The following is a 22,470-nucleotide window of genomic DNA, read 5'->3' as shown; positions in this document are numbered from 1 at the left end:
CCTTGGCGTGAACGTGGGCTCCCCCTCTAGGCTTTCTCCCCAGGGAGAGGGGGTGTTCCGCTGCCACCCGAGGTCCCGTAGGGAGACCCGCAATGCTCAGTACCATCCTCCCCATCCTGCTCTTCGCCGCCCTGGCCCTCACCGTGATCGGTGCCGTGCGCCGCTTCAGCCTCTGGCGACAGGGGCGTCCGGCCGAGGTCGACTGGCTGGGCGGGCTGCTGAAGATGCCGCGGCGCTACCTGGTGGATCTGCACCACGTGGTCGACCGCGACAAGTACATTTCCAAGACCCACGTGGCCACCGCGGGCGGTTTCGTCCTGGCGGCGCTGCTGGCCATCCTGGTGCACGGCTTCGGCCTGCACAGCCGCATCCTCGGCTGGGCGCTGCTGGCGGCCACCGCCTGCATGTTCACCGGTGCCCTGTTCGTCGCCAAGCGTCGCCGCAACCCGCCGGCGCGGCTGTCCAAGGGCCCCTGGATGCGCCTGCCCAAGAGCCTGCTGGCCTTTGCCGCGAGCTTCTTCATCGCCACCCTGCCGGTCGCCGGCATCCTGCCGCCGGACTTCGGGGGCTGGATTCTGGCCGCGGTGCTGGCGGTCGGTGTGGCCTGGGGCGTGTCCGAGCTGTTCCTCGGCATGACCTGGGGCGGTCCCATCAAGCACGCCTTCGCCGGCGCCCTGCACCTGGCCTGGCACCGTCGCGCCGAGCGCTTCAGCACCCCGCACAACGCCAGCGCCTCCCGCTCCAGCGGCCTCAAGGCGCTGGACCTGCACGATCCCAAGGCGCCGCTGGGCGTGGAAAAGCCCGCCGACTTCACCTGGAACCAGCTGCTCGGCTTCGACGCCTGCGTCCAGTGCGGTCGTTGCGAGGCCATGTGCCCGGCCTTCGCCGCCGGCCAGCCGCTCAACCCCAAGAAGCTGATCCAGGACATGGTGGTCGGCCTCAAGGGTGGCAGCGATGCCCGCTACTTCGGCTCGCCCTATCCCGGCCAGCCGGTCGGCGAGCACGCCGGTGGTCCGCACCTGCCCATCGTCGCGCGTCAGGGCAAGGCCCTGGTGGATGCCGAGACCCTCTGGTCCTGCACCACCTGCCGCGCCTGCGTCGAGGAGTGCCCGATGATGATCGAGCACGTCGATGCCATCGTCGACATGCGCCGGCACCTGACCCTGGAACGCGGCGAGACGCCGAACAAGGGCGCCGAGGTGCTGGAAAATCTCATCGCCACCGACAACCCCGGCGGCTTCGCCCCTGGTGGCCGCCTGAACTGGGCCGCCGACCTGGACCTGCCGCTGATGCAGGACAAGGGCCAGGCCGAGGTGCTGTTCTGGGTCGGCGACGGCGCCTTCGACATGCGCAACCAGCGCACCCTGCGCGCCTTCGTCAAGGTGCTCAAGGCGGCCAAGGTGGACTTCGCCGTGCTCGGTCTGGAAGAACGCGACAGCGGTGACGTGGCCCGTCGTCTGGGCGACGAGGCGACCTTCCAGCAGCTGGCCAGGCGCAACATCGAGACCCTGGGCAAGTATCGCTTCCAGACCATCGTCTCCTGCGATCCCCACAGCTTCCACATGCTCAAGAACGAATACGGCGAACTGGGTGGCCACTACCAGGTGCAGCACCACAGCACCTTCATCGAGACCCTGCTCAGCCGCGGCACCCTGCACCTGGGCCAGCACGCCCTGGCCGAGCAGGGCGCCACCATCACCTATCACGATCCCTGCTACCTGGGCCGCTACAACGGCGAGTACGAGGCGCCGCGCGCGGTGCTCAAGGCGCTGGGCATCGCGGTCAAGGAGATGGAGCGTTCCGGCTTCCGTTCGCGTTGCTGCGGCGGTGGCGGCGGCGCGCCGATCACCGACATCCCCGGCAAGCAGCGGATTCCCGACATGCGCATGGCCGACATCCAGGAAACCGGCGCCGAGCTGGTGGCCGTGGGCTGCCCCCAGTGCACCCTGATGCTGGAAGGCGTGGTCGCCCCGCGCCCGGAGATCAAGGACATCGCCGAGCTGGTGGCCGAAGCCATCGTCGAGGCGCCGGTGGACAGCAAGCCGGCCGCCGCACGGCGGCCGGTCGCGGAGGCGCTGTCGTGAGTGGGTTTGGTAGTCCCCTCACCCTAGCCCTCTCCCCGAGGGGAGAGGGGATGGCTACCGGTGTCCGGCCAGTTCTGGCGTTCGCCTGTAGCACCGGGAGAAGCCATCTGGCAGGCCTGCCGCTTTTTTCTTTTACCCCCTCTCCCCTGAGGGGAGAGGGCTGGGGTGAGGGGCCCACCACGCACCTCACCTGCCATTTCCAAACGGAGCGCCCAGCATGAGCATCATTCGTCGCGACCCGCGCCGCGAGTGGATCGCGCGCAACCGTCTGCATCCGCTGCATGGGAGCATCGCCAGCAGCGCCGATGCCGAAAGCCGCTGGATGGGGCCCAACGGCCTGGTCCGCAAGAATCCCCACGCCGCGGCTGTCGGTTTCCTTGGCCCCCAGGGCGTCAAGCGGATCAACCGCAGTGGCGCCCAGCAGGGCGGCGGTCGCCGTGGCGCCGCCCAGGCGGTGGAAGAACAGCTGCCGCTGCACCGGATCGCCGAGCCGGCCTTCTACATCGCCGTGGTGCCGGACCTGGTCAGTGGTCGCCTGACCGCCCATGACCGTGACCTGCTGGGCCTGGCCCGGCAACTGGCTGGCGCCGAGGGCGCCGTGCTGGCGGTGGTCTTTGGCGAGGTCAAGGAAACCGCCTTCGATACCGCCGGGGTGGATCGCCTGCTGCATCTGGACGGCGAGCAATTCCAGGGCTATGCCCCCGAACAGCGGGTGCTGGCGCTGCGTGCGGTAGACAACGAACTGCAGCCGCGTCACTGGCTGCTGCCCGACAGCCGCAGCGGTGGCGGCGAACTGGGCCGCCGCCTGGGCGCCGCCTTGCATGAGCGGCCGGCCACCCGTGTCTGGCAGGTCAAGGATGGCCTGGTCACCGGCCGCGCCGGTGCCGGTCGCCAGGATCTGCAGCAGCCGCTGCCGCGGCTGGTCCTGGCTCTGCCGGAGTGCGCGGAGCCGGTCGGCGAGACCCGTCACGAAGTTCTGCCCGTGCAACTGGCGGGCAACATCGCCCGCCACCTGCCACGCATCGAGGACCTCGGTCCGGTCGCTGTCGATCCCATGCAGATTCCCCTGGCCGAGGCCGAATTCATCCTCTCCGGTGGCAACGGCATCCGCGACTGGGATCTCTTCCACAGCACCGCCGCGCTGCTGGGCGCCACCGAGGGCGCCTCGCGGGTGGCGGTGGACGACGGCCATATGCCGCGCAACCGCCAGGTCGGCGCCACCGGGACCTGGGTCACCGCCCGGGTCTATCTGGCGGTGGGTATTTCCGGCGCCGTGCAGCACCTGCAGGGCATCGCCAGTTGCGACAAGGTCATCGCCATCAACACCAATCCGGGTTGCGACATGGTCAAGCGCGCGGATCTGTCAGTGATCGGCAACGGTGACGCCATCCTGGCCGCCCTGGCGCGGCTGGTCGAACAACAGCGGGCAGGGGAGTTGCAGGATGTCGCCTGAGCAGAAGCTGCCGTCGCTGGACGGCGTCAAGGTCGTGGCCCTGGTGTCCGTTGGCGCCCATCCCACTTCCGAGCGTGCCCGGCGGGCGGAACAGGATGCCCGCGCGGTGGAACTGGGCCTGCGCCTGGTCGGCGACAAGCTGCGCGTCCTGCACGCCGGTGATCCCGCCGAAGAGGCCCTGCGCGGCTATCTGGGCATGGGCGTGCCGGCCCTGCACGTACTGGAACAACCGGCGGGCGCCGATGCCCTGCCAGCCCTCGGTGAGACCCTGCGCGAGGTCGGCGCCGGCCTGGTGCTGACCGGCAGCCAGGCGGAAACCGGCGAGGGTTCGGGTCTGCTGCCCTATCTGCTGGCCGAGACCCTTGGCTGGCCGCTGGTGGTCGGCCTTGCCGCGGTGGAAGCCGTGGAAGGTGGCCAGGCGACCGTACTCCAGGCCCTGCCGCGTGGCCAGCGCCGTCGGCTACGGGTACGGCTGCCCTTTGTCGCCAGTGTCGACAGCGCCGCCCCGGCGCCGCGGCAAAGCGCCTTCGGCCCGGCCCGGCGTGGCGAGCTGCAGGTGGAGACCATCGAGGTGATGCAGGACAGCCTGTTCGAAAACGGCGAATTGCAACCGGCCAAGGCGCGCCCCAAGCGCCTCAAGGTGATCAAGGCCAAGACCGCCGCCGACCGCTTCAAGGCCGCCACGGCCAAGGCCTCCGGCGATGGTGGCCAGGTCCTCAAGGACCTGACTCCGGAAGCGGCAGCCGCCGCCATCTTCAAGGTATTGCGCGAGGAAGGCGTGGTGCGCTGAGGCTTCAGCACACTCCGAAACCACCCCCTCTCCCTCAGGGAGAGGGCTGAGGTGAGGGCACTCTCGGCGACCAGTTTCCCAGTGGAAAAGGCTAGGTCGTTTGGCACGCCAAGCAGCTGACGACCTTGCCCTCGGGCAGGCGGCGAACTAGCATGAGTGCTATGCAGGCAAATTCTTGGAGTGCATGCAATGGCTCAATTGACCATCCGCGGACTACCGGAAGAAGTCGATCGCGCGCTTCGCGCTCAGGCGGCTCGGCACGGGCGGAGCATGGAGGCCGAGGTCAGACTCATCCTTCGCCAAGCCTTGCTTTTGCCAACCGAGACGCCAATGGGAGAGGCCATGGCCGCTATCTGGCGCCAATCCGGGATCACTGACGAAGAGCAGGCTTTCCTCGAGGGTACGCGTGATCGTCGCCCCCATGAGCCGATGTCATTCGAGTGATTCTGCTCGATACCAACGTCGTTTCCGAGACGATGAGACCAACTCCCTCGCCCTAGGTCATCGCGTGGCTGGATCGCCAGGCACCGATCACCCTGTATCTCTCGACGGTCACCGTTGCCGAATTGCAATATGGTATCGCCTGCCTGCCCGATAGCCGTCGGCGCGACCTGTTGCAGCAAGGGGTAGACGCCTTGATCCAGCTCTATGAGAGCCGGATTCTGAGTTTTGATCTGGCTGCTGCCCGCCGCTATGCCGACCTGGCCGCACAAGCTCGCCAGCGTGGCCGTGGCTTTCCCTTGCCTGATTCCTACATAGGCGCGATTGCAGCGGTCAGCAAATTCAAGGTCGCCACCCGGGACGAGGCGCTTTACCTCGCCGCGGGTCTCAGCATCGTCAATCCCTGGAACGCGGCATAACGCCTCGCTATTGAAGGCGAGTGACAGTAAGCCATAAGCATCTCGCAGCGAGACCCAGGGCGTCGAGACTCAGGAGTCCAGCAGGACAGTGGAAAAGGCTACGCCGTTTTCCACGCGACCGAGGATGGCAGGACCCGTAGGTTGGGCTGAGCCTGCGAAGCCCAACGATCCTAACCTCCGACGCCCTTCAGTGCGCCTCGTCCCAATTGCCACCCACCCCCGATTCCACCAGCAGCGGCACGTCCAGCTCGCCGGCACCGCTCATCAGCGGTAGCAGGCCTTCGCGCAGGCGCTCCAACTGGTCTTCGCGGACCTCCAGCACCAGTTCGTCGTGTACCTGCAGGATCACCCGGGCATCCAGCTCCGGGGTCGACTGCAGCCAGCCATCCACCGCGATCATGGCGCGCTTGATGATGTCCGCAGCGGTGCCCTGCATGGGCGCGTTGATCGCCGCCCGCTCGGCGGCGCGACGCAGACCCTGGTTCTTGGAGTGGATGTCCGGCAGGTACAGCCGGCGGCCATAGAGGGTCTCCACGTAGCCCTGGTCCACCACCTGGGCGCGGGTACGCTCCATGTAGGCCAGCACGCCGGGATAGCGCTGGAAATAGCGATCGATATAGGCCTGGGCCTCGGCCCGGCCGACGCCGATCTGCTTGGCCAGGCCGAAGGCGCTCATGCCGTAGATCAGGCCGAAGTTGATGGCCTTGGCGCGGCGGCGATCCTCGTGGCTGACCTCTTCCAGCGGCACACCCATCACCTCGGCGGCGGTGGCGCGGTGCACGTCCAGGTCGTTCTGGAAGGCGTGCAGCAGGCCTTCGTCCTGGGCCAGGTGGGCCATGATGCGCAACTCGATCTGCGAATAGTCCGCCGCCAACAGGCGATAGCCTTTCGGTGCGACGAAGGCCTGGCGAATGCGCCGGCCCTCGGCGGTGCGGATCGGGATGTTCTGCAGATTCGGGTCGCTGGAAGACAGCCGGCCGGTCGCCGTCACCGCCTGGTGGTAGCTGGTATGGATACGGCCGGTACGCGGATTGATCTGCTGCGGCAGCTTGTCGGTATAGGTGCTCTTGAGCTTGCTCATCTGCCGGTACTGCATCAGCACCTTGGGCAGCGGGAAGTCCTGGTCGGCCAGTTCCTGCAGCACCGCCTCGGCGGTGGAAGGTTGGCCGGAGGCGGTCTTGCTGACCACCGGCAGGCCCAGCTTGACGAAGAGGATCTCGCCCAGCTGCTTGGGCGAACCCAGGTTGAATTCCTGGCCGGCCAGTTCATAGGCCTCCTTTTCCAGGGCGATCATCTTCTCGCCCAGCTCGCGGCTCTGCACCCCGAGCAGCGCCGAATCCACCAGGGCGCCGTTGCGCTCGATGCGCGCCAGCGGCGGCACCAGCGGCATCTCGATGTCGCGCAGGACCCCAGCCAGGCCGGGGATGGCTTCCAGCCTGGGCCAGAGCGTCTCGTGCAGGCGCAGGGTGACGTCGGCATCCTCGGCGGCATAGGGCCCGGCCTGCTCGATGGCGATCTGGTCGAAGGTCAGCTGCTTGGCGCCCTTGCCGGCGATGTCCTCGAAGCGGATGGTGCTGTGGCCCAGGTACTTGAGCGCCAGGCTGTCCATGTCGTGACGGGTGGCGGTGGCGTCCAGCACATAGGATTCGAGCATGGTGTCGAAGGCGATGCCCTGGATCGTGATGCCGTAGCGGGTCAGCACATTGAGGTCGTACTTGCCGTGCTGCATGACCTTGAGCTTGGCCGGGTCTTCCAGCAGCGGCTTGAGCGCGGCCAGCACCGGCTCCAGCGCGAGCTGGGTCGGAGCGCCCATGTAGCTGTGGGCCAGCGGCACATAGGCGGCCTGGCCCGGCGCCACGGCAAAGGACAACCCCACCAGCTCGGCGCGCTGGGCATCGACGCTGGTGGTCTCGGTGTCGAAGGCGAAGCGGTCGGCGGCCTGCAGCCGCGCCAGCCAGGCGTCGAAGTCGGCCTGTTCCAGCACGGTGTCGTAGTGGGTTTCCACCTGGGTGGTGGCGGCATCCTCGGCCAGCGGCAGGGGCGCGCCCTGGCGCTTGGTGTCACGGATCAGGTCATCCAGCCAGGACTTGAATTCCAGTTCCTGGTAGAGCGCCATCAGGGCTTCCACATGGGGCTCGCCGACCTTGAGCTCGTCGAAGGTCAGTTCCAGCGGCACGTCCAGCTTGATGGTCGCCAGCTGGTAGGACAGATAGGCCTGCTCGCGATGCTGGTCCAGCTTGGCGGCCAGCGACTTGGCGCCGCGCAGGGGCAGGGCGGCCACGGCGTCGAGGTTGGCGTAGAGGGTATCCAGTCCACCGCCGATGCCGTTGAGCAGGCCGGCGGCGGTCTTCTCGCCCACCCCGGGTACCCCGGGGATGTTGTCGATCTTGTCGCCCATCAGCGCCAGGTAGTCGATGATCAGCTCGGGGCCCACGCCGAACTTGGTCCTGACCCCTTCCACGTCCAGCACGCTGCCGCTCATGGTGTTGACCAGGGTGACATAGGGGCAGACCAGCTGGGCCATGTCCTTGTCGCCGGTGGAGATCACCACCGGGCGCTCGGCGCTGGCGCAATGACGGGCGAGGGTGCCGATGACGTCGTCGGCTTCCACCCCTTCGACGGCCAGCAGCGGCAGACCCAGGGCGCGGATGCAGGCGTGCAGCGGCTCGACCTGGCCGCGCAGGTCGTCGGGCATGGCCGGGCGCTGGGCCTTGTAGTCGGCGAAGAGTTCGTCGCGGAAGGTCGGGCCCTTGGCGTCGAAGACCACCGCGAAGAGGCTGTCCGGATACTGGCGGCGCAGCGAGAGCAGCATGTTGAGCACGCCCTTCACCGCGCCGGTCGGCTTGCCGGTGGAGGTCATCAGCGGCGGCAGGGCATGGAAGGCGCGATAGAGATAGGAGGAACCGTCCACCAGGACGAGAGGGGCGTGGCTCATGGTCTGGACCTTTGTCGTGGCGTGTGCGGCGTCTGTCCGGCTAGTCTCGACGACTGCAAAACCGGGTTCTAGGCTCTGTACGAAAGGTGTCTGCGCTCGGTGATGCTTCGTTGAAAAAGCCTTCGGAATGCTCATTTACCACTCATAAACTCCGCTTCCTCAGTCTTTTTCGCCTCGCCTGACCTTCGCTCGACGACTTTTCGTACAGAGCCTAGAATCGACCACTCGCTCCGTTCAAAAGGTCAAAGGTTACCATGGGTGCTCGTCGCTTCCTCTTCGCCGCGTTGCTGCTGGCGCCGCTGGTCCAGGCCGCGGAACCGCTGCCACCGGGGGAAAAGCCCCTGCCTGACGAGATCAAGGTGATCCGCTACCAGGCTGGCGACCAGACCATCGAGGAGACGCGCATCCGCGGGGTGCTGCAATCCACCCGGGTCATCCCCAAGCATGGCGCGCCCTACGAGCTGGTGCCCGCCGATGGCAGCAGCACCGCCGCCAACGACAAGCCGACCCTGCACGTTCCCAGCTGGCGCCTGTTCAGCTGGTAGGCGCAAGGCGCCTGGACCGGTAAACTGCGCGCCGCTCGCACATTCCTCCGCCAGGCCCTGTCATGTCCGTCTTCACGCCCCTCGATCGTCCCACCCTCGAAGCCTTTCTCGCGCCCTATGGCCTGGGCCGGCTGCGGGATTTCCGAGGCATCGCCGAGGGCTCGGAAAACACCAACTACTTCATCAGCCTGGAAGGCGGCGAATTCGTCCTGACCCTGGTGGAGCGCGGTCCGGTGGCGGAGATGCCGTTCTTCATCGAACTGCTCGACGTCCTCCACGACGCCGACCTGCCGGTGCCCTATGCGGTGCGCACCCAGGATGGCCAGGCCCTGCGCCAGCTGGCCGGCAAGCCGGCGCTGCTGCAACCGCGCCTGGCCGGCCGCCACGAGCGTGCGCCCAATCCCCATCATTGCGGCGAAGTCGGCCACCTGCTGGGCCATCTGCACCGGGCCACCGCCGGCGAGCGCCGCATCGCGCGCGCCAGTGATCGCGGCCTGGCCTGGATGCTGGCCGAAGGCGAGCGCCTGGCGCCGGGCCTGGATGCTACGGCCCGGCCGCTGCTGGAGCGCACCCTGGGGGAGATCCGCGAGCTGCTGAGCGAGCAGCCGCCGTTGCCCGAAGCCAATCTGCACGGCGATCTGTTCCGCGACAACGTGATGTTCGACGGCCCCCGGCTGTCGGGCGTCATCGACTTCTACAACGCCAGTTCCGGCTGGATGCTCTATGACCTCGCCATCACGGTGAACGACTGGTGCTCCACCGAGAGCGGCGCGCTGGACCTGCCGCGGGCCCGGGCGCTGCTGGCGGCCTATGCCGCCGATCGCCACTTCACGCCGCGCGAAGCCGAGCTGTGGCCGGTGCTGCTGCGCGTCGCCTGCGTGCGCTTCTGGCTGTCACGACTGATCGCCGCCCAGGCCTTTGCCGGCCAGGACGTGCTGATCCATGATCCGGCCGAATTCCAGCAGCGCCTGGCGGCGCGGCAGCAGACCCCGCTGGAATTGCCGCTGACCCTGTAGCCCAGGTTCCACGTGGAACCTCTGCGTTGGGCTACAGCTGCAAGCGTCGCTCGATGACGGGCTGCGCCTGTCCCTGCCGCTGCCAACTCAGCGTCGCCTCGATCAGACTGCCCGGTGCGGCGCCCAGGCGCGTGGTGACCGGGCAGCCGTCACCCCTGGCCGCGCCGGCCTGACGGGTGCGGGCGACGCCCCCCGGGCCGTGCAATTCGATGATGAGTTCGTAGCTCAGGGGCGTGTCTTCGCCGGTAAAGCACAGCTGTACCTGAGCGCCCGCCGGTTGCGGCTGCAACTCCAGGCGGGCGCTGGCCGCGGCGCCGCCCGCCAGGGGCAGGAGGGCCGCGAGCAGCCAGGCGGCGCGCGTCACCGCTGGTTGATGGTGGCGCTGTTGCCGAAGCCGCTCTGCGAGATCCGCGCGCTGTCGTTGAAGCCGTTGAAGTTGGCCGAGGTCTGCAGGATGCTCGCGCGGTTGCTGTCGCCGACCTGGCTGACGCTGGCCGTGCTGATGGCGCTGGTGACGTCGAGGCGCGCCTCGTTGCCGTTGCCGCTCTGGACGATGCTGGTCTGGTTGCTGTCGCCCTGGACGGTGACGCTGGCCAGGTTGTCGTCGCCGGTGGAGCTGCCGCTGAAGCGGTTGCCACGGCCGGCCTGGTCGACGTTCAGGGTGTTGCGATTGCCGTCCTGGGTAAAGGTCAGTTCGTTGAACTTGCCGGAGGAGAGCACCGTGGCGACGTTGGCCTGGCCACGCTGGGTCAGTTCCACGGTATCGACCGAGTAGCCCTGCTGGGTCAGGTCGATGCGGTTGTCGGTGCCGGACTGGGCAAGGGTCGCCGTTACGGCATCGCCGCTCTGATCGACGCGCACCTGGTTGTTGTCGCCGTTCTGCTCCAGGGTCAGCTGGGCGCTGGAGGCCGACTGGACCAGGGTGCCGCTGTTGCTGCCCACGGAGCTGATGGTGGCCTGGTTGCCGAAGCCGTCCTGGGCCAGGGTATGGACGCTGCTGCCGCCTTCCTGGCGCAGGTTCGCCACGTTGCCCTGGGCGTAGCCATAGATGTCGCCGCCCTGGGTGATGGTGGCGCTGCTGGCGCCGGTCTGGACCACGCTGATCGCGTTGCCTTCGCCCTGCAGCTGATAGAGGGCCGCGCTGTTGCCGGCGCCGCTCTGGTCCAGGGTGAGGGTGCCGCTGTTGCCGTCCTGCTGGACGGTGGCGGTGCTGTTCTGGGCGAGGACGTTGGCGGCCACGAGGGCCAGCGTCAGGGTGGCCAGGGGCCTGAGTAGAAACATCTGTCTGATCTCCATGAGTGCCATCAGCGGTACTGACGTACCACCGTGTTCTGGTTGCTTCCGTACTGGACGATGCGGCTGGACAGGCCCGAGCCGTGCTGTTCGATGCGGGCGTTGCCCTGGACGCCGAGTTGCAGGATGTCGGCCTGGTTGCCGCTGCCGACCTGCTCGATGCGTGCGACGTTGCCGTAGCCGCCCTGGAGGATGACCGCACTCAGTTCTGTGCCGTCCTGCAGGATGCGGGCTTCCTGGGCGGCGCCGCTCTGGGCCACCTGAGCGCGCAGCGCGGTGCCGCGCTGGTCGATGAGCGCCTGGTTGCCTGCGCCGAGGTGGCGGATGACGGCGTCGCGCCCGGCCGCCGGCGCCTGACCCAGGTCGCCGGTCTCCATGAGATCGGCGGCCGACGCCAGGGTGTCCAGGCCGAGTGCCAGGGCGAGGACCACGGCCAGGCCGCGGGTTGGGCTGCGCATCTCTGTCACCGTCATTGCCTAAGATTCTCCGCCTGGCATTGTCCGGAGCCGCCTGGCCCATCGCTATCGCTCCAGGGAGCGAATCCCGCGGGGCCGACGGCTTAATCCCTAGCGCCGGGTCGGCTCCAGGTACTTGGTCAGCGCCGGATCGCGCGGATCGCGACCATCGGCCACCAGCCACAGGCGCCGCTCCACGCCCTGGGCGACCAGATGGGCGACCGCCGCCTCGATGGCCGAGAGCACGCACAGCTGCGCCGGCTCGTTGGTGGTGTAGCCGGACTCGGCTTCGAGCAGCTTCTTGAATTCGATGAACTTGAAGACCCCGGCCTGGCGGCCGATGGAGTAGATGGTCTTGGAGGTCATGACATTGGCCAGCACCCGACCGCTGCGGGTGTCGATGGCACGCAGATTGACCGTGACCTGATCCACCCGGTACTCCTCGGACAGGCCGATGCCCAGGTAGCGCGCCCCTTCGCCGCCGCTGCGGACGTTGGTGTCGTAGGCCACTACGCCGCCTTCGAGCAGCAGGTTGGCCGCCTGCAGTGAGGGCAGCGCCTGCTGCAGATTCTCCGGCAGGTCCGGCTTGTTCTGGGTGGCACGGATGATCTTGCGTTCGGTCAGCAGATTCTGCAGGCCCTCGCGTTCGAGCACCACGAACCAGCCACTGGCCTGCAGGGCGTCCACCAGCATGCTGCCGGCGCCCTGGGTCACGGCGGTGGAAAAGGAGCTGGCCGGATTGGGCTTGTACTGCCCGGTCTGGTCGCGGAAGCCGTAGACGGCGGCCACCAGCGGGCCCTTGGGCGGCGGCAGCGCCAGCAGGTCATAGTAGGTGGAGGCGCGCGGCGTCAGGGTCGGGGCGGCGTTCTGTTCGGCGGGCATGGGGTCGCGCACGCAGCCGGTCAGGACGAGGGCGGCGGTCAGGGCCGCCGCCAGGGAAAAGGCGTTCATGGCAGGCATCCGTGCTCAGGGTTGGTTGAAGCCGTTGACGGAGATTTCCGAAATCTCCCCGGTCCCGCGGTCGGTGATCTGCACGGTCAGGTTGCCGGAATCGTCGAGGATGTTGACGATGAACTGGTCGGTGGAGAGCGTGCCCGAGTTGCCATCCTTGATATCGGTCAGCACCTGGGACAGCAGCCGCGATTCCAGCTGGCTGGTGAAGCGTTCCAGGGGCGACTGGCTGCTGGCGCTGCTGCGCAGGTCGGGATCCTTGTGGCGATCCTGGGCGGTGGCGTTGTTCAGCAGGTAGGTGCCATTGAGCGGATTGCCGCCAAAGGACGGATTCACCGGCGAGTAGACCAGCTCGGTCGCCATGGCCGGGGCGACGCCCAGAGTGCAGAGTAGGGGCAGGGCCTTCCAGGCGTGCGCGTTCATAACTCGTCCTTATCCATGTCGAAAGTGTCCTGCAGCAGATTTTCCAGGCGCCGGCGGGTGATGCCCTCGTGGACCTGGTCCGCCGCGGCGTAGGCGGCATCCTTGAGTTCGCTGTTGTTCGGCGGAATGAACTGCCGGTAGAGCAGCCGCTGCTCGTACTCGACCCAGACCAGGCTGCCCCAGCGCGCCGAGGGCCGTTCGCGCACCACCAGGTTGAAGTCCAGGTCGGTGGTATCGGTCAGGCGATCGGCGAAGTGGCGATAGAAGTCGTGGCCGAAGCGAGAGATGGTGTTGTCCACCAGCAGTCCCTGGATCAGCTCGCTCTCGGCCCGCAGCGGTCCTGCCAGCAGCAGGCCGAGCAGCAGCCAGGCCGCCTTCATCCCGGCAGGTCCTGCCCGGCATGGAAGCGCAGCGCCGCCTCGGCGCGATTGGCCGCGCCGGTCTTGCGCAGCAGGTTGTGCATGTGGCTCTTGACCGTGTGGGTGCTCAGGCACAGCGCCTCGCCGATGGCGGCGTTGGACAGCCCGCGCCCGACCAGCCGGAGGATCTCCCGCTCGCGCCGGGTCAGGCCGTCGGCGGCGATGCTGGGGCGTTCGCGGGAGCGCCGCAGCAGGTGGGCCAGGATGGCGCGGGGCAGCCAGTCCTCGCCGGCCAGCAGTGCGCCCAGCCCCTGCAGCAGCTGGTCGCGGCTGGCCTGGGGGGCGAACACGCCCTGGATGGCGGGAAAGCGCTCGACCCAGGGCAGGGCCTGTTCGAGGCTGGCGTTGAGAAAGGCCACGGTGACCGCCGGCGCCAGGCTTTCCAGCCAGCGCTCCAATGGCGCCTCGGGCACGCTGCCGAGATCGACCAGCACCAGGCTGGTCTCGCCGGCCGCTTCCAGCTCGCGGGCGCAGCTGAGCTCGATGCCGTGGCGTTCTTCGAGAAAGGGTTTGAGCAATTCTGCCAGGAGGACGTTTCTCGTCGTCAGGCAGACCTTGCTCGCAGGTATCGCGCGCATGTCCATATGGGCTGTCTCATCATCCGTTGCGCGAACGCTGAGACAAATCGCCGGGGGCGACAAGAAAAAACTGACCGATTTCCAGCGACTTACCGGCTCTGTGGACCGCTTGGCAGATTACCCGTCGACCAGCCGTCGGCGGCTAGCTCCAAAGACTTAGCTCTCTGGATGGAGCGGGTAATCCAGGCGCTCTGCAAGCGACAGCAGCTAGACGAGCGATCGCCGCCTCAGCGGGTAAGGGTGACCTTGCGCAGGTGGCGCGGCTGGTCCGGGTCCTGGCCGCGGGCCTCGGCCAGCAGTGCGGCCAGACGATAGAAACTCTGGATCGCCAGCAGGCCGTCCAGGTCCGGATGACCGGCGACGGCGAGGGGCAGGTCGCGCTCGGCGATCTCGTCCGGCGCGGCCAGCAGCACCCGGGCACCGCGTCCGCGCAGGTCCCGCGCCAGTTGCAGCAGGCCGGCCTGTTCGGGGCCGCGCAGGGCAAAGATCAGCAGCGGATAGCCACGCTCCACCAGCGCCAGGGGACCGTGCTGCAATTCCGCGCCGCTGAAGGCCTCGCCCTGCAGCGCCGAGGTTTCCTTGAGCTTGAGCGCGGCCTCCTGGGCGATGGCGAAGCCCGGCCCGCGGCCGACCACCATGCAGCGCTCGGCGTCGCGCAGGACGGTCAGGGCCGGCGCCCAGCTCAGTTCGGCCGCCCGATCCAGGGCCTCGGGCAAGGCGACTCCAGCGGCAAGCAGGGTCTCGTCCTGCTGCCAGTGGGCGATCAGCCGGGCGGCGGCGGCCAGGGTGGCGATGAAGCTCTTGGTGGCGGCGACGCTGCGCTCGGGACCGGCCTGCACGCCGATGGCATGGCGGCAGGCCAGGGCCAGGGGCGAGTCGATCTCGTTGACCAGGGCCGCGGTGCGGGCGCCGTAGCGATCCAGGGCGGACAGCGTCTCGATCAGATCGGGACTGCGTCCGGACTGGGAAAAGCCTAGGGCGAGCTGGCCTTCGACCTGCAGCGGCGCCTGGCGCAGGGTCACCAGCGAGGGCGGCAGGGACAGCACCGGCAGCCCCAGGTGGGCCATCGCCAGGTAGGCGAAATAGCTGGCCGCATGGTCCGAGCTGCCACGCGCCACGGTAAGCGCCAGCTGCGGCGGCTTGGCCCTGAGGTCCGCGGCCAGGGTCGCCAGGGCCTGGTCGATGGTCGCCAGTTGGCGAGCGACCGCCGCGCCGCTGGCGGCGGCTTCTGCGAGCATGAGCGAGGTCAAGAGGGTCTCCTTGGGCGTACGCCTAAGTCTTGCACTCTGCCACTCCTGGGCCGGTGCGACCAGCCGACCTTGGCCTAGTCGCCTTCGTCCGCCGCACCGCCGGTGAATTGCAGGTCGTGCTTGCGCAGCTTGTCGGACAGCGTCTTGCGCGGCAGGCCGAGGGCTTCGGCCAGGCTGCGCAGGGAGGCGTGGGGTCGGGCCAGTTCGCGCTGGATGAGTTCGCGCTCGAAGGCCTCGACCTGCTCGCCCAGCCCGGCGGCCAGGGCTGCTGCCGCCGGAGCCGCCAGCACCGGGGCCGCGGCCACGGGCGCCGCCGTCATGGGCGCCAGGGGCGCATGGGCGCTGTTGTCCAGCGCCAGCTCCAGCCCCAGGGCGAAGCGCTCGGCGGCGTTCTGCAATTCGCGCACGTTGCCCGGCCAGCTGTGGGCGATGAGGGCGGCGCGCTGCTCGGCATCGGCTTCGCGCAGCGGGGTGCCATGGCGCTGGGCGGCGGCCAGGGCGAAATGGCGGAACAGCGGCAGGATGTCTTCGCTGCGCTCGCGCAGGGCGGGGATGCGCAGGGTGGCGACGTTGAGCCGGTAGTAGAGGTCGGCGCGGAAGCGACCCTGGTCGGCGGCCTGGCGCAGGTCTTCCTTGGTGGCGGCGACCACCCGGATGTCCAGCGGGATCTGCTGGTTGGAGCCGAGGCGTTCGACCTTGCGCTCCTGCAGCAGGCGCAGCAGCTTGACCTGGACATCCAGGCTCATGCTCTCGATCTCGTCGAGAAAGAGGGTGCCGCCGCTGGCGTATTCGAACTTGCCGATGCGTCTTTTCTGGGCGCCGGTGAAGGCGCCCTGTTCATGGCCGAAGAGTTCGCTCTCCACCACGGATTCGGCCAGGGCCCCGGCGTTGATGGCGACAAAGGGGCCGTCGCGACGATTCGACAGATCGTGCAGGGCGCGGGCCACCACCTCCTTACCGGCGCCCGTCTCGCCATGAATGAGCACATCGGCCTGGGTCGCGGCGAGGGCGCCGATCTGGTCGCGCAGTCGGGCCACGCCCGGGGTCTGGCCGATCAGCCGGGTCTGGAGTTCATGGCGCTCGGCGAGGGCCAGGCGCAGGCTGCGGTTTTCCAGCACCAGGTGGCGGGCGCCCAGGGCGCGGCGCACGCTGTCGATCAGGGCATCGTTGGCGAAGGGCTTTTCCAGGAAGTCATAGGCGCCGGCGCGCATGGCCTGGACCGCCAGGGGCACGTCGCCATGGCCGGTGATCAGCACCACCGGCAATTCGGCGTCACGCTGGTGCAGCTGGGCCAGCAACTCCAGGCCATCGATGCCGGGCATGCGGATGTCGCTGACCACCACGCCGGGCCAGTCGCGCACGGCCGCCAGCTCCAGCTCGCGGGCATCGGCCAGGGTCGTCACCTTGAAACCGGCCAGGTCCAGGGTCTGGCTCAGCGCCAGGCGCAGGTGGGCGTCGTCGTCGATCAGCAGGATCTGGCTGGCGGGATCGAAGGGGGGCAGGGCACTCATGACTGGGACCTAAGGTAGAGGGCTGACGGTCAACCGCGGACTTCTTCCTGGGGCACCGAGGCGACCCCGGGCTTGCCGTGCAGCAGATAGAGACGTACCTCGGCGCCACCGTCGCCATGGTTGGACAGGTGCAGGTGGCCACCGAGGGTCCGCAACAGGTTATCGCAGATCGCCAGGCCCAGGCCGAGGCCCTGGGCGGTGGCCTTGGTGGTGAAGAAGGGTTCGTGGGCGCGAGCCAGGGCCTCGCTGGAAAAGCCCGGGCCGTTGTCTCTCAGGATCAGGGTCACGCCGCGCTCGTCGATGCTGGTGGTCAGCCACAGCCGGCGGGTGCTGGTCTTTTCCGCGAGGGCGTCGAGGGCATTGCTCAGCAGGTTGCTGATGATCTGCCGCAGGCGGGTTTCGCCGGCCTGCACCCACAGCGGCGCATCGGGCAGGTCGCGGATCAGCTCCACCTGCATGGCCCGGCGCCGCGCGGCGACCAGCGCCAGGGCGTCTTCCAGGGCGCCCTGCAGCACCACGCTCTCCGGCGCACGGCGGGCGCCACGGGCATAGGCCTTGAGGTGGGCGATGATGTTGGCCATCCGCGTGGTCAGCTCGCCGATCAGCTTGAGATTGCCGCGGGCATCGTCCAGCCGATCGTGGTCGAGCAATACGACGGCATTTTCCGTGTAGCTGCGGATGGCCGCCAGCGGCTGGTTGAGTTCGTGGCTGATGCTGGCCGACATGGTCCCCAGCGCCGACAGCTTGCCGGCCTGCACGGCTTCGTCCTGGGCGCGCATGAGTTCGCGCTGGGCCTGCTCGCGGTCGTGCACCTCCTGTTGCAGCCGCGCGTTGAGCGTCTGCAGGTCGCGGGTGCGCTCCTCCACGTTCAGCTCCAGATCACGCTTGGCTCGGGCATCCAGCGCCAGGCGCTCGATGAAGTGGCGCCGTCTCAGGGTCATGACCACCAGCAACAGCAGCAGCGCCAGCAGGGTCGCCGCGCCGACATAGAGGGCACTGCGCACCTGGCGCTCGACCATCTCCCGCGGCGCCAGGATCTGCGCGTTCCAGCCGACCTCGTCGAGGTTGCGGGTTTGGGTCAACCAGTCGCCGGGTACCAGGGTCAGGGGCGCCGGATTGGTGGTGGGGTAGGGCCGGTTGGCATTGACCTGCTCGCGCTGGCGTTCGTCCAGCGGATGGGTGGCGCGAAAGCGCCAGGCGTCATGGGAGGTGAGGATGACCACGCCCAGGTCGTCGGTGACCAGCAGTTGCTCGGGCGCATTGCCCCAGAGCTTTTCCGCGCTGTCCAGGTCGACCTTGACCACCACCACGCCGATGGCCCGCGTGCCATCGCGCACGGCGGCGGCGAAATAGTAGCCGCGCTTGCTGGAGGTGGTGCCGAGACCGAAGAAGCGCCCCGGCTGGCCCTGCATGGCCGCCTTGTAATAGGGCCGGAAGGAGAAGTCGCGACCGACGAAGCTGTCCGCCTGGCGATAGTTGGAACTGGCCAGGCAGGTGCCGTCGTCCTGCATCAGGTAGATGACGTCCGCCCCGGTGCGCTGGCGGATGTCTTCCAGCATCTGGCTGGCGGCGTCCTGGGCCGTGCTGTCGCCCTGGCCTTCCAGGGCATGGCGCAGCACCGGCAGATCGCCCAGCAGGTCCGGCAGCACCTCGTAGCGCCGCAGCGTGCCCAGCAAGTTGGCGGCATAGAGATCCAGGGTCTGGCCGTTCTGCTCGCCCAGTTGCGCCTCGTAATAGTGCTGGGCCGCGTAGCGCAGCGGAATCAGCAGCAGCGTCAGACCTAGGGCCAGCAGCAGCAGGCTGCTCCAGCGGGGGCGCTTGGGAAGGTGAGGACTCTTGGGCATGCGCGGCTACGATCAGGGGGGCGTCCCGGCATTATGCCCAAGCCGGGACCCTGGCGAAGAGGTCGTCAGACTGTTAACGCCTTGGCAGTCGATTGAAATATCTTGTTACCAATGGCCCCGGCTGTGGACGAGGACACGGATTTGCCGGACGAAAGCCGGCTAACTGAACCTGCAATCAGCCACCGAAGGAGTGACTTCCATGAAAAGCACCACCCTCTGCCTGACCCTCGCCGGCCTGCTGGCCACCTCTGCCGCCTTCGCCCAGACGGCGCCCGCCGATCCGGCCACGCCCCCTGCCGCGACCAGCAGCAGCCCGGCCAAGACCGGCAAGCAGGCCACCACCCACCATAAGAAGGTGGCGCACAAGAAGGTCCACAAGGCCACTACCAGCGGCAGCTGATCCACGGCGCGGCACCTCCCTGCGCGGGAGGTGCCTAAAGGGGAGTGAATCCGTCCAGAGGAGTCCTCCCATGCGCCCGTTCCCGCTGCTTCCCGCCCTGATCCTGGGCCTCAGCCTGTCCGGCGCCGCCCTGGCCCAGACCAGCCCGACCAATCCCCCGGCCACCCCCGCGCGGCCCGATCCCACCAGCACCCATGGCATGGAGAAGGCACCCAGCACCGGCGTCGGCGCGGCCGACAACGGCTCCAGCGGCGGATCGGGCAGCAATACCGGCGCCGATCATGTGAAGAAGCCCAAGACCCAGCACAAGGATCACTGAGGCAGTCCGCCCATTCCCCCGGGGAATGATCCAATGAGCAAAGATCGCTTGAGCAGCCCGTGCGGGCATGTCGAAATCGGCTTCTAGCCTGAGCCAGGAGTCGCTCCCATGACCGCCGCGTCGCTGCTTTCCCCGGATCTGATCCGCACCCGCTTTTCCCAGGCCATGTCGGCGATGTACCGCCAGGAGGTGCCCCAGTACGGCACCCTGCTGGAACTGGTCGCCGAGGTGAACGCCGGACAGCCAGGCTTCGCCGGGGATTCCGCGGAGCGCCTGGACCTAGAGCGCCACGGCGCCATCCGCGTCGGCACCGCCGCCGAACTGGCCACCCTGCGCCGCCTGTTCGCCGTGATGGGCATGCAGCCGGTCGGCTACTACGACCTCAGCGTGGCCGGGGTGCCGGTGCATTCCACCGCCTTCCGCCCCGTCGAGCCGGCGGCTCTGCAGATCAATCCGTTTCGCGTCTTCACCTCGCTGCTGCGCCTGGAGCTGATCGAAGACGCCGAGCTGCGCCAGTTGGCCGAAGGGGTCCTGAACGAGCGCCGCATCTTCACCCCGGGCGCGCTGGAGCTGATCCAGCGCGCCGAGGCCCAGGGCGGGCTGACGGATGCCGAAGCCAAAGCCTTCGTCCAGGAAGCCCTGGAGACCTTTCGCTGGCACCGCGAGGCCAATGTCGACGCCAGCCTCTATCAGCGCCTGCACGACGCCCATCGGCTGATCGCCGACGTGGTCTGCTTCAAGGGTCCGCACATCAACCACCTGACCCCGCGCACCCTCGACATCGACGCCGTCCAGGCCCGGATGCCCGCGCGCGGTATCGCGCCCAAGGAAACTATCGAGGGGCCGCCCCGCCGCCAGTGCCCCATCCTGCTGCGCCAGACCAGCTTCAAGGCGCTGGAAGAACCCATCCTGTTCCAGGGCGAGGTCCAGGGTTCGCACACGGCGCGCTTCGGCGAGATCGAGCAGCGTGGCATCGCCCTCACGCCGGCCGGTCGCCAGCGCTACGACGAACTCCTGCAGGAGGTCCGCCAGCGCAGCAAGGCGGCCGGCAGTGACTACGCAACGGTATTGGCCGAAGTGTTCCAGGCGCTACCCGACAACTGGGACGAGCTGCGCCGCCAGGGCCTGGCCTGGTTCCGCTATCGTGCCGCGCAGAGCACTGGGTCGAGCGTCGAGACCAGGGATACCGAGGCCCTGATCGCCGCCGGCCAGCTCCTGGCCGATCCCATCACCTACGAAGACTTCCTGCCCGTCAGCGCCGCGGGCATCTTCCAGTCCAACCTGGGAGCCGGCAGCCAGCAGGAGTACCAGAGCGGCGGCAATCGCGCCGCCTTCGAAGCCGCCCTGGGTGCGCCGGTGCTCGACGAGATGGCGCTGTACGAACGCCAGCAACAGGAATCCCTGGACACCGCCCTGGCTGCCCTCGGCCGCCCCGCCTAGAATAGAGGCTCCCGCGTCGGCGGCCCCCGGCCCCGACGTCCGCCCCCGGCAGGCAGCCACGATGTTCACCAAACTCGATCCGACCGACTGGCAGCTCATTCACCTGCTGCAGCAGAACGCCCGCGCCTCCAACGCCACCCTGGCCCGCCAGCTGGGCCTGGCGCGCACCACTGTGGTCACCCGCCTGGCGCGCCTGGAGCGCGACGGCATCATCCAGGGCTACGGCCTGCGCCTGGGCTCCGAACTGGAACAGGCCGCCGTACGCGCCTACTGCGCCATCAGCGTCCTGCCGCGCAGCACCGCCGGCGTCATCCGCGCCCTGGAAAAGATGGTCGAGGTCGAGGAAGTCTCCTCGGTCAGCGGCCAGTTCGACTACCTGGCCTTCCTGCGCTGCACCACCCACGAAAAGCTCGACGAACTGCTCGACCGCATCGGCAACCTCGAAGGGGTCAAGCAGACGCAGACGTCGATCATCCTGAATCGGAAAATCGATCGGCGTTTGGGTGCTTGATAGCCGGCCTTCTTGAAGCTTACCGGAAGTACCTTTACTGCTTGTTTAAAAGCCGCCACCTGCGTTTAACCATGCCTGTTCGTCCGGAGTGTTGAGCCGGCCTAGAACATAATTTCGGTGCGGAAAACGACCGAAGCGAGCGATCACCTTCAGATGAGCCTCTGCATAGCGCCGGTAGTGCTCGATCCCCAGTGCCTCGAAAAGTATGAGCGAGTGCCGCTGATCGTCCAGCGCCTCGGAGTGCTCGAAGGGCAGGTAGAAGAAGGCGCGCAGTTCGGCTTCGATCTGCTGATCCAGCCCGGCGTCGATCGCCTGTCGCGCGTGTTGCAGAGCCAGGCCGTCGGTGGCGAAGGCGTGGCTGCTGTGGCGGAAGATATTGCGCGGGATCTGATCAAGCAGCAGACACAAAGCCAGAGCGCCTTCGGCGCTGGCAACCCAGCCGTCCAGCTCACCGCGACTGGCGGCCAGATGCGTGGCCTCGAAACGCGAGCGGCACTCGGCGTCGAAGGCAGGACCGCCGTTGAACCACAGGCGTTGGCCGGCGGCACGCCAGAAGGAGACGACCTCGACTGGATTCATCTTGCACTCCTTGTCTAATCGGACTCTACGTGGAACCCCTCAGCCCCGCCCTACATAGGGCATCTTGGTCGCCATCACCGTCAGGGTCTGGACGTTGGCGTCCAGCGGCAGGCTGGCCATGTAGCGAACGGCGTCGGCGACATGCCTGACATCCATGCGCGGCTCCACGGCGGTGCTGCCATCGGCCTGGAGCACACCGTTGGCCATGCGCTCGGTCATCTCGGTGGCGGCGTTGCCGATATCGATCTGGCCGCAGGCGATATCGAAGGCGCGTCCGTCGAGGGCCAGGGCCTTGGTCAGCCCGGCCACGGCGTGCTTGGTGGCGGTGTAGGGCGCGCTGAAGGGCCTGGGCGTGTGCGCCGAGATGGAGCCGTTGTTGATGATGCGTCCGCCACGGGGTGTCTGCGCGCGCATCAGGGCGAAGGCCGCGCGGCTGCAGAGAAAGACGCCGGTGAGGTTGGTGTTGACCGCCCGATGCCAGGCGTCCAGTTCCAGCTCGTCGATAGGGACCGCCGGGGCACCGACGCCGGCATTGTTGAACAGCAGGTCCAGGCGGCCGTAGGTGTCGCGGATGCGGGCGAACAGCGCCTCGACGCTGGCGGCATCGGTGACGTCGCAGGGTACCGCCAGGGCTTCGCCGCCCTGTTGCCGGGCTTCTTCGGCGAGCGCCTCCAGGGGTTCGGCGCGGCGGGCGGCAAGGACCACGCGGAAGCCGTCCTGCAGCAGACCGAGGGCGACAGCGAGGCCGATGCCCTGGGAGGCACCGGTGACGAGGGCGATGGGGTGGGCGGTGGTCATGGGCGGTCCTTGGGCT

The 22,470-nt window shown here is 68.1% G+C and carries 24 protein-coding genes; 11 read left to right on the top strand and 13 right to left on the bottom strand.

All coding sequences use genetic code 11. From position 1 onward, the window contains the following. The first annotated feature begins 92 nt into the window (after positions 1-92). The 5 genes from dgcB to GSQ95_RS06705 all read left to right on the top strand — a co-directional run bounded on the left by dgcB (position 93) and on the right by GSQ95_RS06705 (position 5,187). Positions 93-2,084: a dimethylglycine demethylation protein DgcB gene (dgcB, locus tag GSQ95_RS06725; protein ID WP_158889986.1), complete on the top strand. Its 1,992-nt coding sequence runs from the start codon at positions 93-95 to the stop codon at positions 2,082-2,084. Positions 2,085-2,301: 217 nt separating this feature from the next. After that, positions 2,302-3,537 carry an electron transfer flavoprotein subunit alpha/FixB family protein gene (locus tag GSQ95_RS06720; RefSeq protein ID WP_158889984.1) on the top strand — a complete coding sequence of 412 codons (1,236 nt, stop codon included), beginning with the start codon at positions 2,302-2,304 and terminating at the stop codon, positions 3,535-3,537. Then, positions 3,527-4,327, top strand: coding sequence for an electron transfer flavoprotein subunit beta (locus GSQ95_RS06715; RefSeq protein ID WP_158889982.1), 801 nt, complete (start codon positions 3,527-3,529; stop codon positions 4,325-4,327). Before GSQ95_RS06720 ends, GSQ95_RS06715 begins: the two co-directional genes overlap by 11 nt. Before the next feature lie 189 nt (positions 4,328-4,516). Further along, positions 4,517-4,771, top strand: a complete 255-nt coding sequence (locus GSQ95_RS06710) for an Arc family DNA-binding protein (protein WP_158889980.1) — start codon at positions 4,517-4,519, stop codon at positions 4,769-4,771. Positions 4,772-4,830: 59 nt separating this feature from the next. Beyond that, positions 4,831-5,187 (top strand): PIN domain-containing protein, encoded by a 357-nt coding sequence (locus tag GSQ95_RS06705; protein WP_305981697.1) that lies wholly within the window; start codon positions 4,831-4,833, stop codon positions 5,185-5,187. A gap of 187 nt (positions 5,188-5,374) precedes the next feature. Here the strand turns inward: GSQ95_RS06705 and polA are convergent, their stop codons facing one another. Continuing rightward, positions 5,375-8,122, bottom strand: coding sequence for a DNA polymerase I (gene polA, locus GSQ95_RS06700; RefSeq protein WP_158889978.1), 2,748 nt, complete (start codon positions 8,120-8,122; stop codon positions 5,375-5,377). A 254-nt stretch (positions 8,123-8,376) separates the two neighbouring features. Between polA and GSQ95_RS06695 the strand changes: the two genes are divergently transcribed. Together GSQ95_RS06695 and GSQ95_RS06690 are read left to right on the top strand one after the other, a co-directional pair. After that, positions 8,377-8,667 carry a DUF2782 domain-containing protein gene (locus tag GSQ95_RS06695; protein ID WP_027597317.1) on the top strand — a complete coding sequence of 97 codons (291 nt, stop codon included), beginning with the start codon at positions 8,377-8,379 and terminating at the stop codon, positions 8,665-8,667. A 62-nt stretch (positions 8,668-8,729) separates the two neighbouring features. After that, complete coding sequence (locus GSQ95_RS06690) at positions 8,730-9,683, top strand: homoserine kinase (protein ID WP_158889976.1); 954 nt, start codon at positions 8,730-8,732, stop codon at positions 9,681-9,683. Between the two features lie 31 nt (positions 9,684-9,714). On the opposite strand, the gene GSQ95_RS06685 is transcribed toward GSQ95_RS06690, so the two are convergent. The 10 genes from GSQ95_RS06685 to GSQ95_RS06640 all read right to left on the bottom strand — a co-directional run bounded on the left by GSQ95_RS06685 (position 9,715) and on the right by GSQ95_RS06640 (position 18,407). Next, a complete protein-coding gene (locus GSQ95_RS06685; protein WP_158889974.1) occupies positions 9,715-10,047 on the bottom strand; it encodes a hypothetical protein in 333 nt (110 codons plus the stop codon). Beyond that, entirely contained in the window at positions 10,044-10,964 is a 921-nt protein-coding gene (locus tag GSQ95_RS06680) for a hypothetical protein (RefSeq protein ID WP_256664486.1), read from the bottom strand. The genes GSQ95_RS06685 and GSQ95_RS06680 overlap by 4 nt, the downstream gene beginning before the upstream one ends. A gap of 23 nt (positions 10,965-10,987) precedes the next feature. Then, positions 10,988-11,434 carry a curli fiber surface-exposed nucleator CsgB gene (locus GSQ95_RS06675; RefSeq protein WP_256664485.1) on the bottom strand — a complete coding sequence of 149 codons (447 nt, stop codon included), beginning with the start codon at positions 11,432-11,434 and terminating at the stop codon, positions 10,988-10,990. 108 nt (positions 11,435-11,542) lie between these two features. Next, on the bottom strand, positions 11,543-12,382 hold the full coding sequence (locus GSQ95_RS06670; protein ID WP_017641598.1) for a CsgG/HfaB family protein: 840 nt from the start codon (positions 12,380-12,382) through the stop codon (positions 11,543-11,545). A gap of 15 nt (positions 12,383-12,397) precedes the next feature. Further along, the gene (locus tag GSQ95_RS06665; RefSeq protein ID WP_158889968.1) at positions 12,398-12,805 is read right to left on the bottom strand and encodes a curli assembly protein CsgF; all 408 of its coding nucleotides are present in this window, start codon (positions 12,803-12,805) and stop codon (positions 12,398-12,400) included. Next, the gene (gene csgE, locus GSQ95_RS06660; RefSeq protein WP_158889966.1) at positions 12,802-13,185 is read right to left on the bottom strand and encodes a curli production assembly/transport protein CsgE; all 384 of its coding nucleotides are present in this window, start codon (positions 13,183-13,185) and stop codon (positions 12,802-12,804) included. Before csgE ends, GSQ95_RS06665 begins: the two co-directional genes overlap by 4 nt. Further along, the gene (locus tag GSQ95_RS06655) at positions 13,182-13,802 is read right to left on the bottom strand and encodes a LuxR C-terminal-related transcriptional regulator (protein WP_252977223.1); all 621 of its coding nucleotides are present in this window, start codon (positions 13,800-13,802) and stop codon (positions 13,182-13,184) included. The genes csgE and GSQ95_RS06655 overlap by 4 nt, the downstream gene beginning before the upstream one ends. A 227-nt stretch (positions 13,803-14,029) precedes the next feature. Beyond that, positions 14,030-15,040, bottom strand: coding sequence for an SIS domain-containing protein (locus GSQ95_RS06650; RefSeq protein ID WP_256664488.1), 1,011 nt, complete (start codon positions 15,038-15,040; stop codon positions 14,030-14,032). A gap of 86 nt (positions 15,041-15,126) precedes the next feature. Continuing rightward, positions 15,127-16,563, bottom strand: coding sequence for a sigma-54 dependent transcriptional regulator (locus GSQ95_RS06645; protein WP_158889962.1), 1,437 nt, complete (start codon positions 16,561-16,563; stop codon positions 15,127-15,129). Between the two features lie 29 nt (positions 16,564-16,592). Then, the gene (locus GSQ95_RS06640) at positions 16,593-18,407 is read right to left on the bottom strand and encodes an ATP-binding protein (protein WP_158889960.1); all 1,815 of its coding nucleotides are present in this window, start codon (positions 18,405-18,407) and stop codon (positions 16,593-16,595) included. A gap of 199 nt (positions 18,408-18,606) precedes the next feature. Here GSQ95_RS06640 and GSQ95_RS06635 point away from each other — a divergent pair, with 199 nt between their 5' ends. The 4 genes from GSQ95_RS06635 to GSQ95_RS06620 all read left to right on the top strand — a co-directional run bounded on the left by GSQ95_RS06635 (position 18,607) and on the right by GSQ95_RS06620 (position 21,077). Further along, positions 18,607-18,807 (top strand): hypothetical protein, encoded by a 201-nt coding sequence (locus GSQ95_RS06635; protein WP_133860336.1) that lies wholly within the window; start codon positions 18,607-18,609, stop codon positions 18,805-18,807. 70 nt (positions 18,808-18,877) lie between these two features. After that, positions 18,878-19,126 (top strand): hypothetical protein, encoded by a 249-nt coding sequence (locus tag GSQ95_RS06630; RefSeq protein WP_133860337.1) that lies wholly within the window; start codon positions 18,878-18,880, stop codon positions 19,124-19,126. 108 nt (positions 19,127-19,234) lie between these two features. Next, positions 19,235-20,566 carry a VOC family protein gene (locus GSQ95_RS06625; RefSeq protein WP_158889958.1) on the top strand — a complete coding sequence of 444 codons (1,332 nt, stop codon included), beginning with the start codon at positions 19,235-19,237 and terminating at the stop codon, positions 20,564-20,566. 61 nt (positions 20,567-20,627) lie between these two features. Beyond that, positions 20,628-21,077 (top strand): Lrp/AsnC family transcriptional regulator, encoded by a 450-nt coding sequence (locus tag GSQ95_RS06620; protein WP_042135142.1) that lies wholly within the window; start codon positions 20,628-20,630, stop codon positions 21,075-21,077. 45 nt (positions 21,078-21,122) lie between these two features. Here the strand turns inward: GSQ95_RS06620 and GSQ95_RS06615 are convergent, their stop codons facing one another. Together GSQ95_RS06615 and GSQ95_RS06610 are read right to left on the bottom strand one after the other, a co-directional pair. Next, positions 21,123-21,656 (bottom strand): DUF924 family protein, encoded by a 534-nt coding sequence (locus tag GSQ95_RS06615; protein WP_158889956.1) that lies wholly within the window; start codon positions 21,654-21,656, stop codon positions 21,123-21,125. 39 nt (positions 21,657-21,695) lie between these two features. Continuing rightward, positions 21,696-22,454: an SDR family oxidoreductase gene (locus GSQ95_RS06610; RefSeq protein ID WP_158889954.1), complete on the bottom strand. Its 759-nt coding sequence runs from the start codon at positions 22,452-22,454 to the stop codon at positions 21,696-21,698. Between the last annotated feature and the right edge of the window lie 16 nt (positions 22,455-22,470).

The sequence above is a fragment of the Pseudomonas sp. BAV 4579 genome, from assembly GCF_009765395.1.
GTDB classification, from domain to species: Bacteria; Pseudomonadota; Gammaproteobacteria; order Pseudomonadales; family Pseudomonadaceae; genus Chryseomonas; species Chryseomonas aestiva.
Note: the sequence above shows the minus strand (reverse complement) of the source record. Positions and strands in the feature narration are given on the sequence as shown.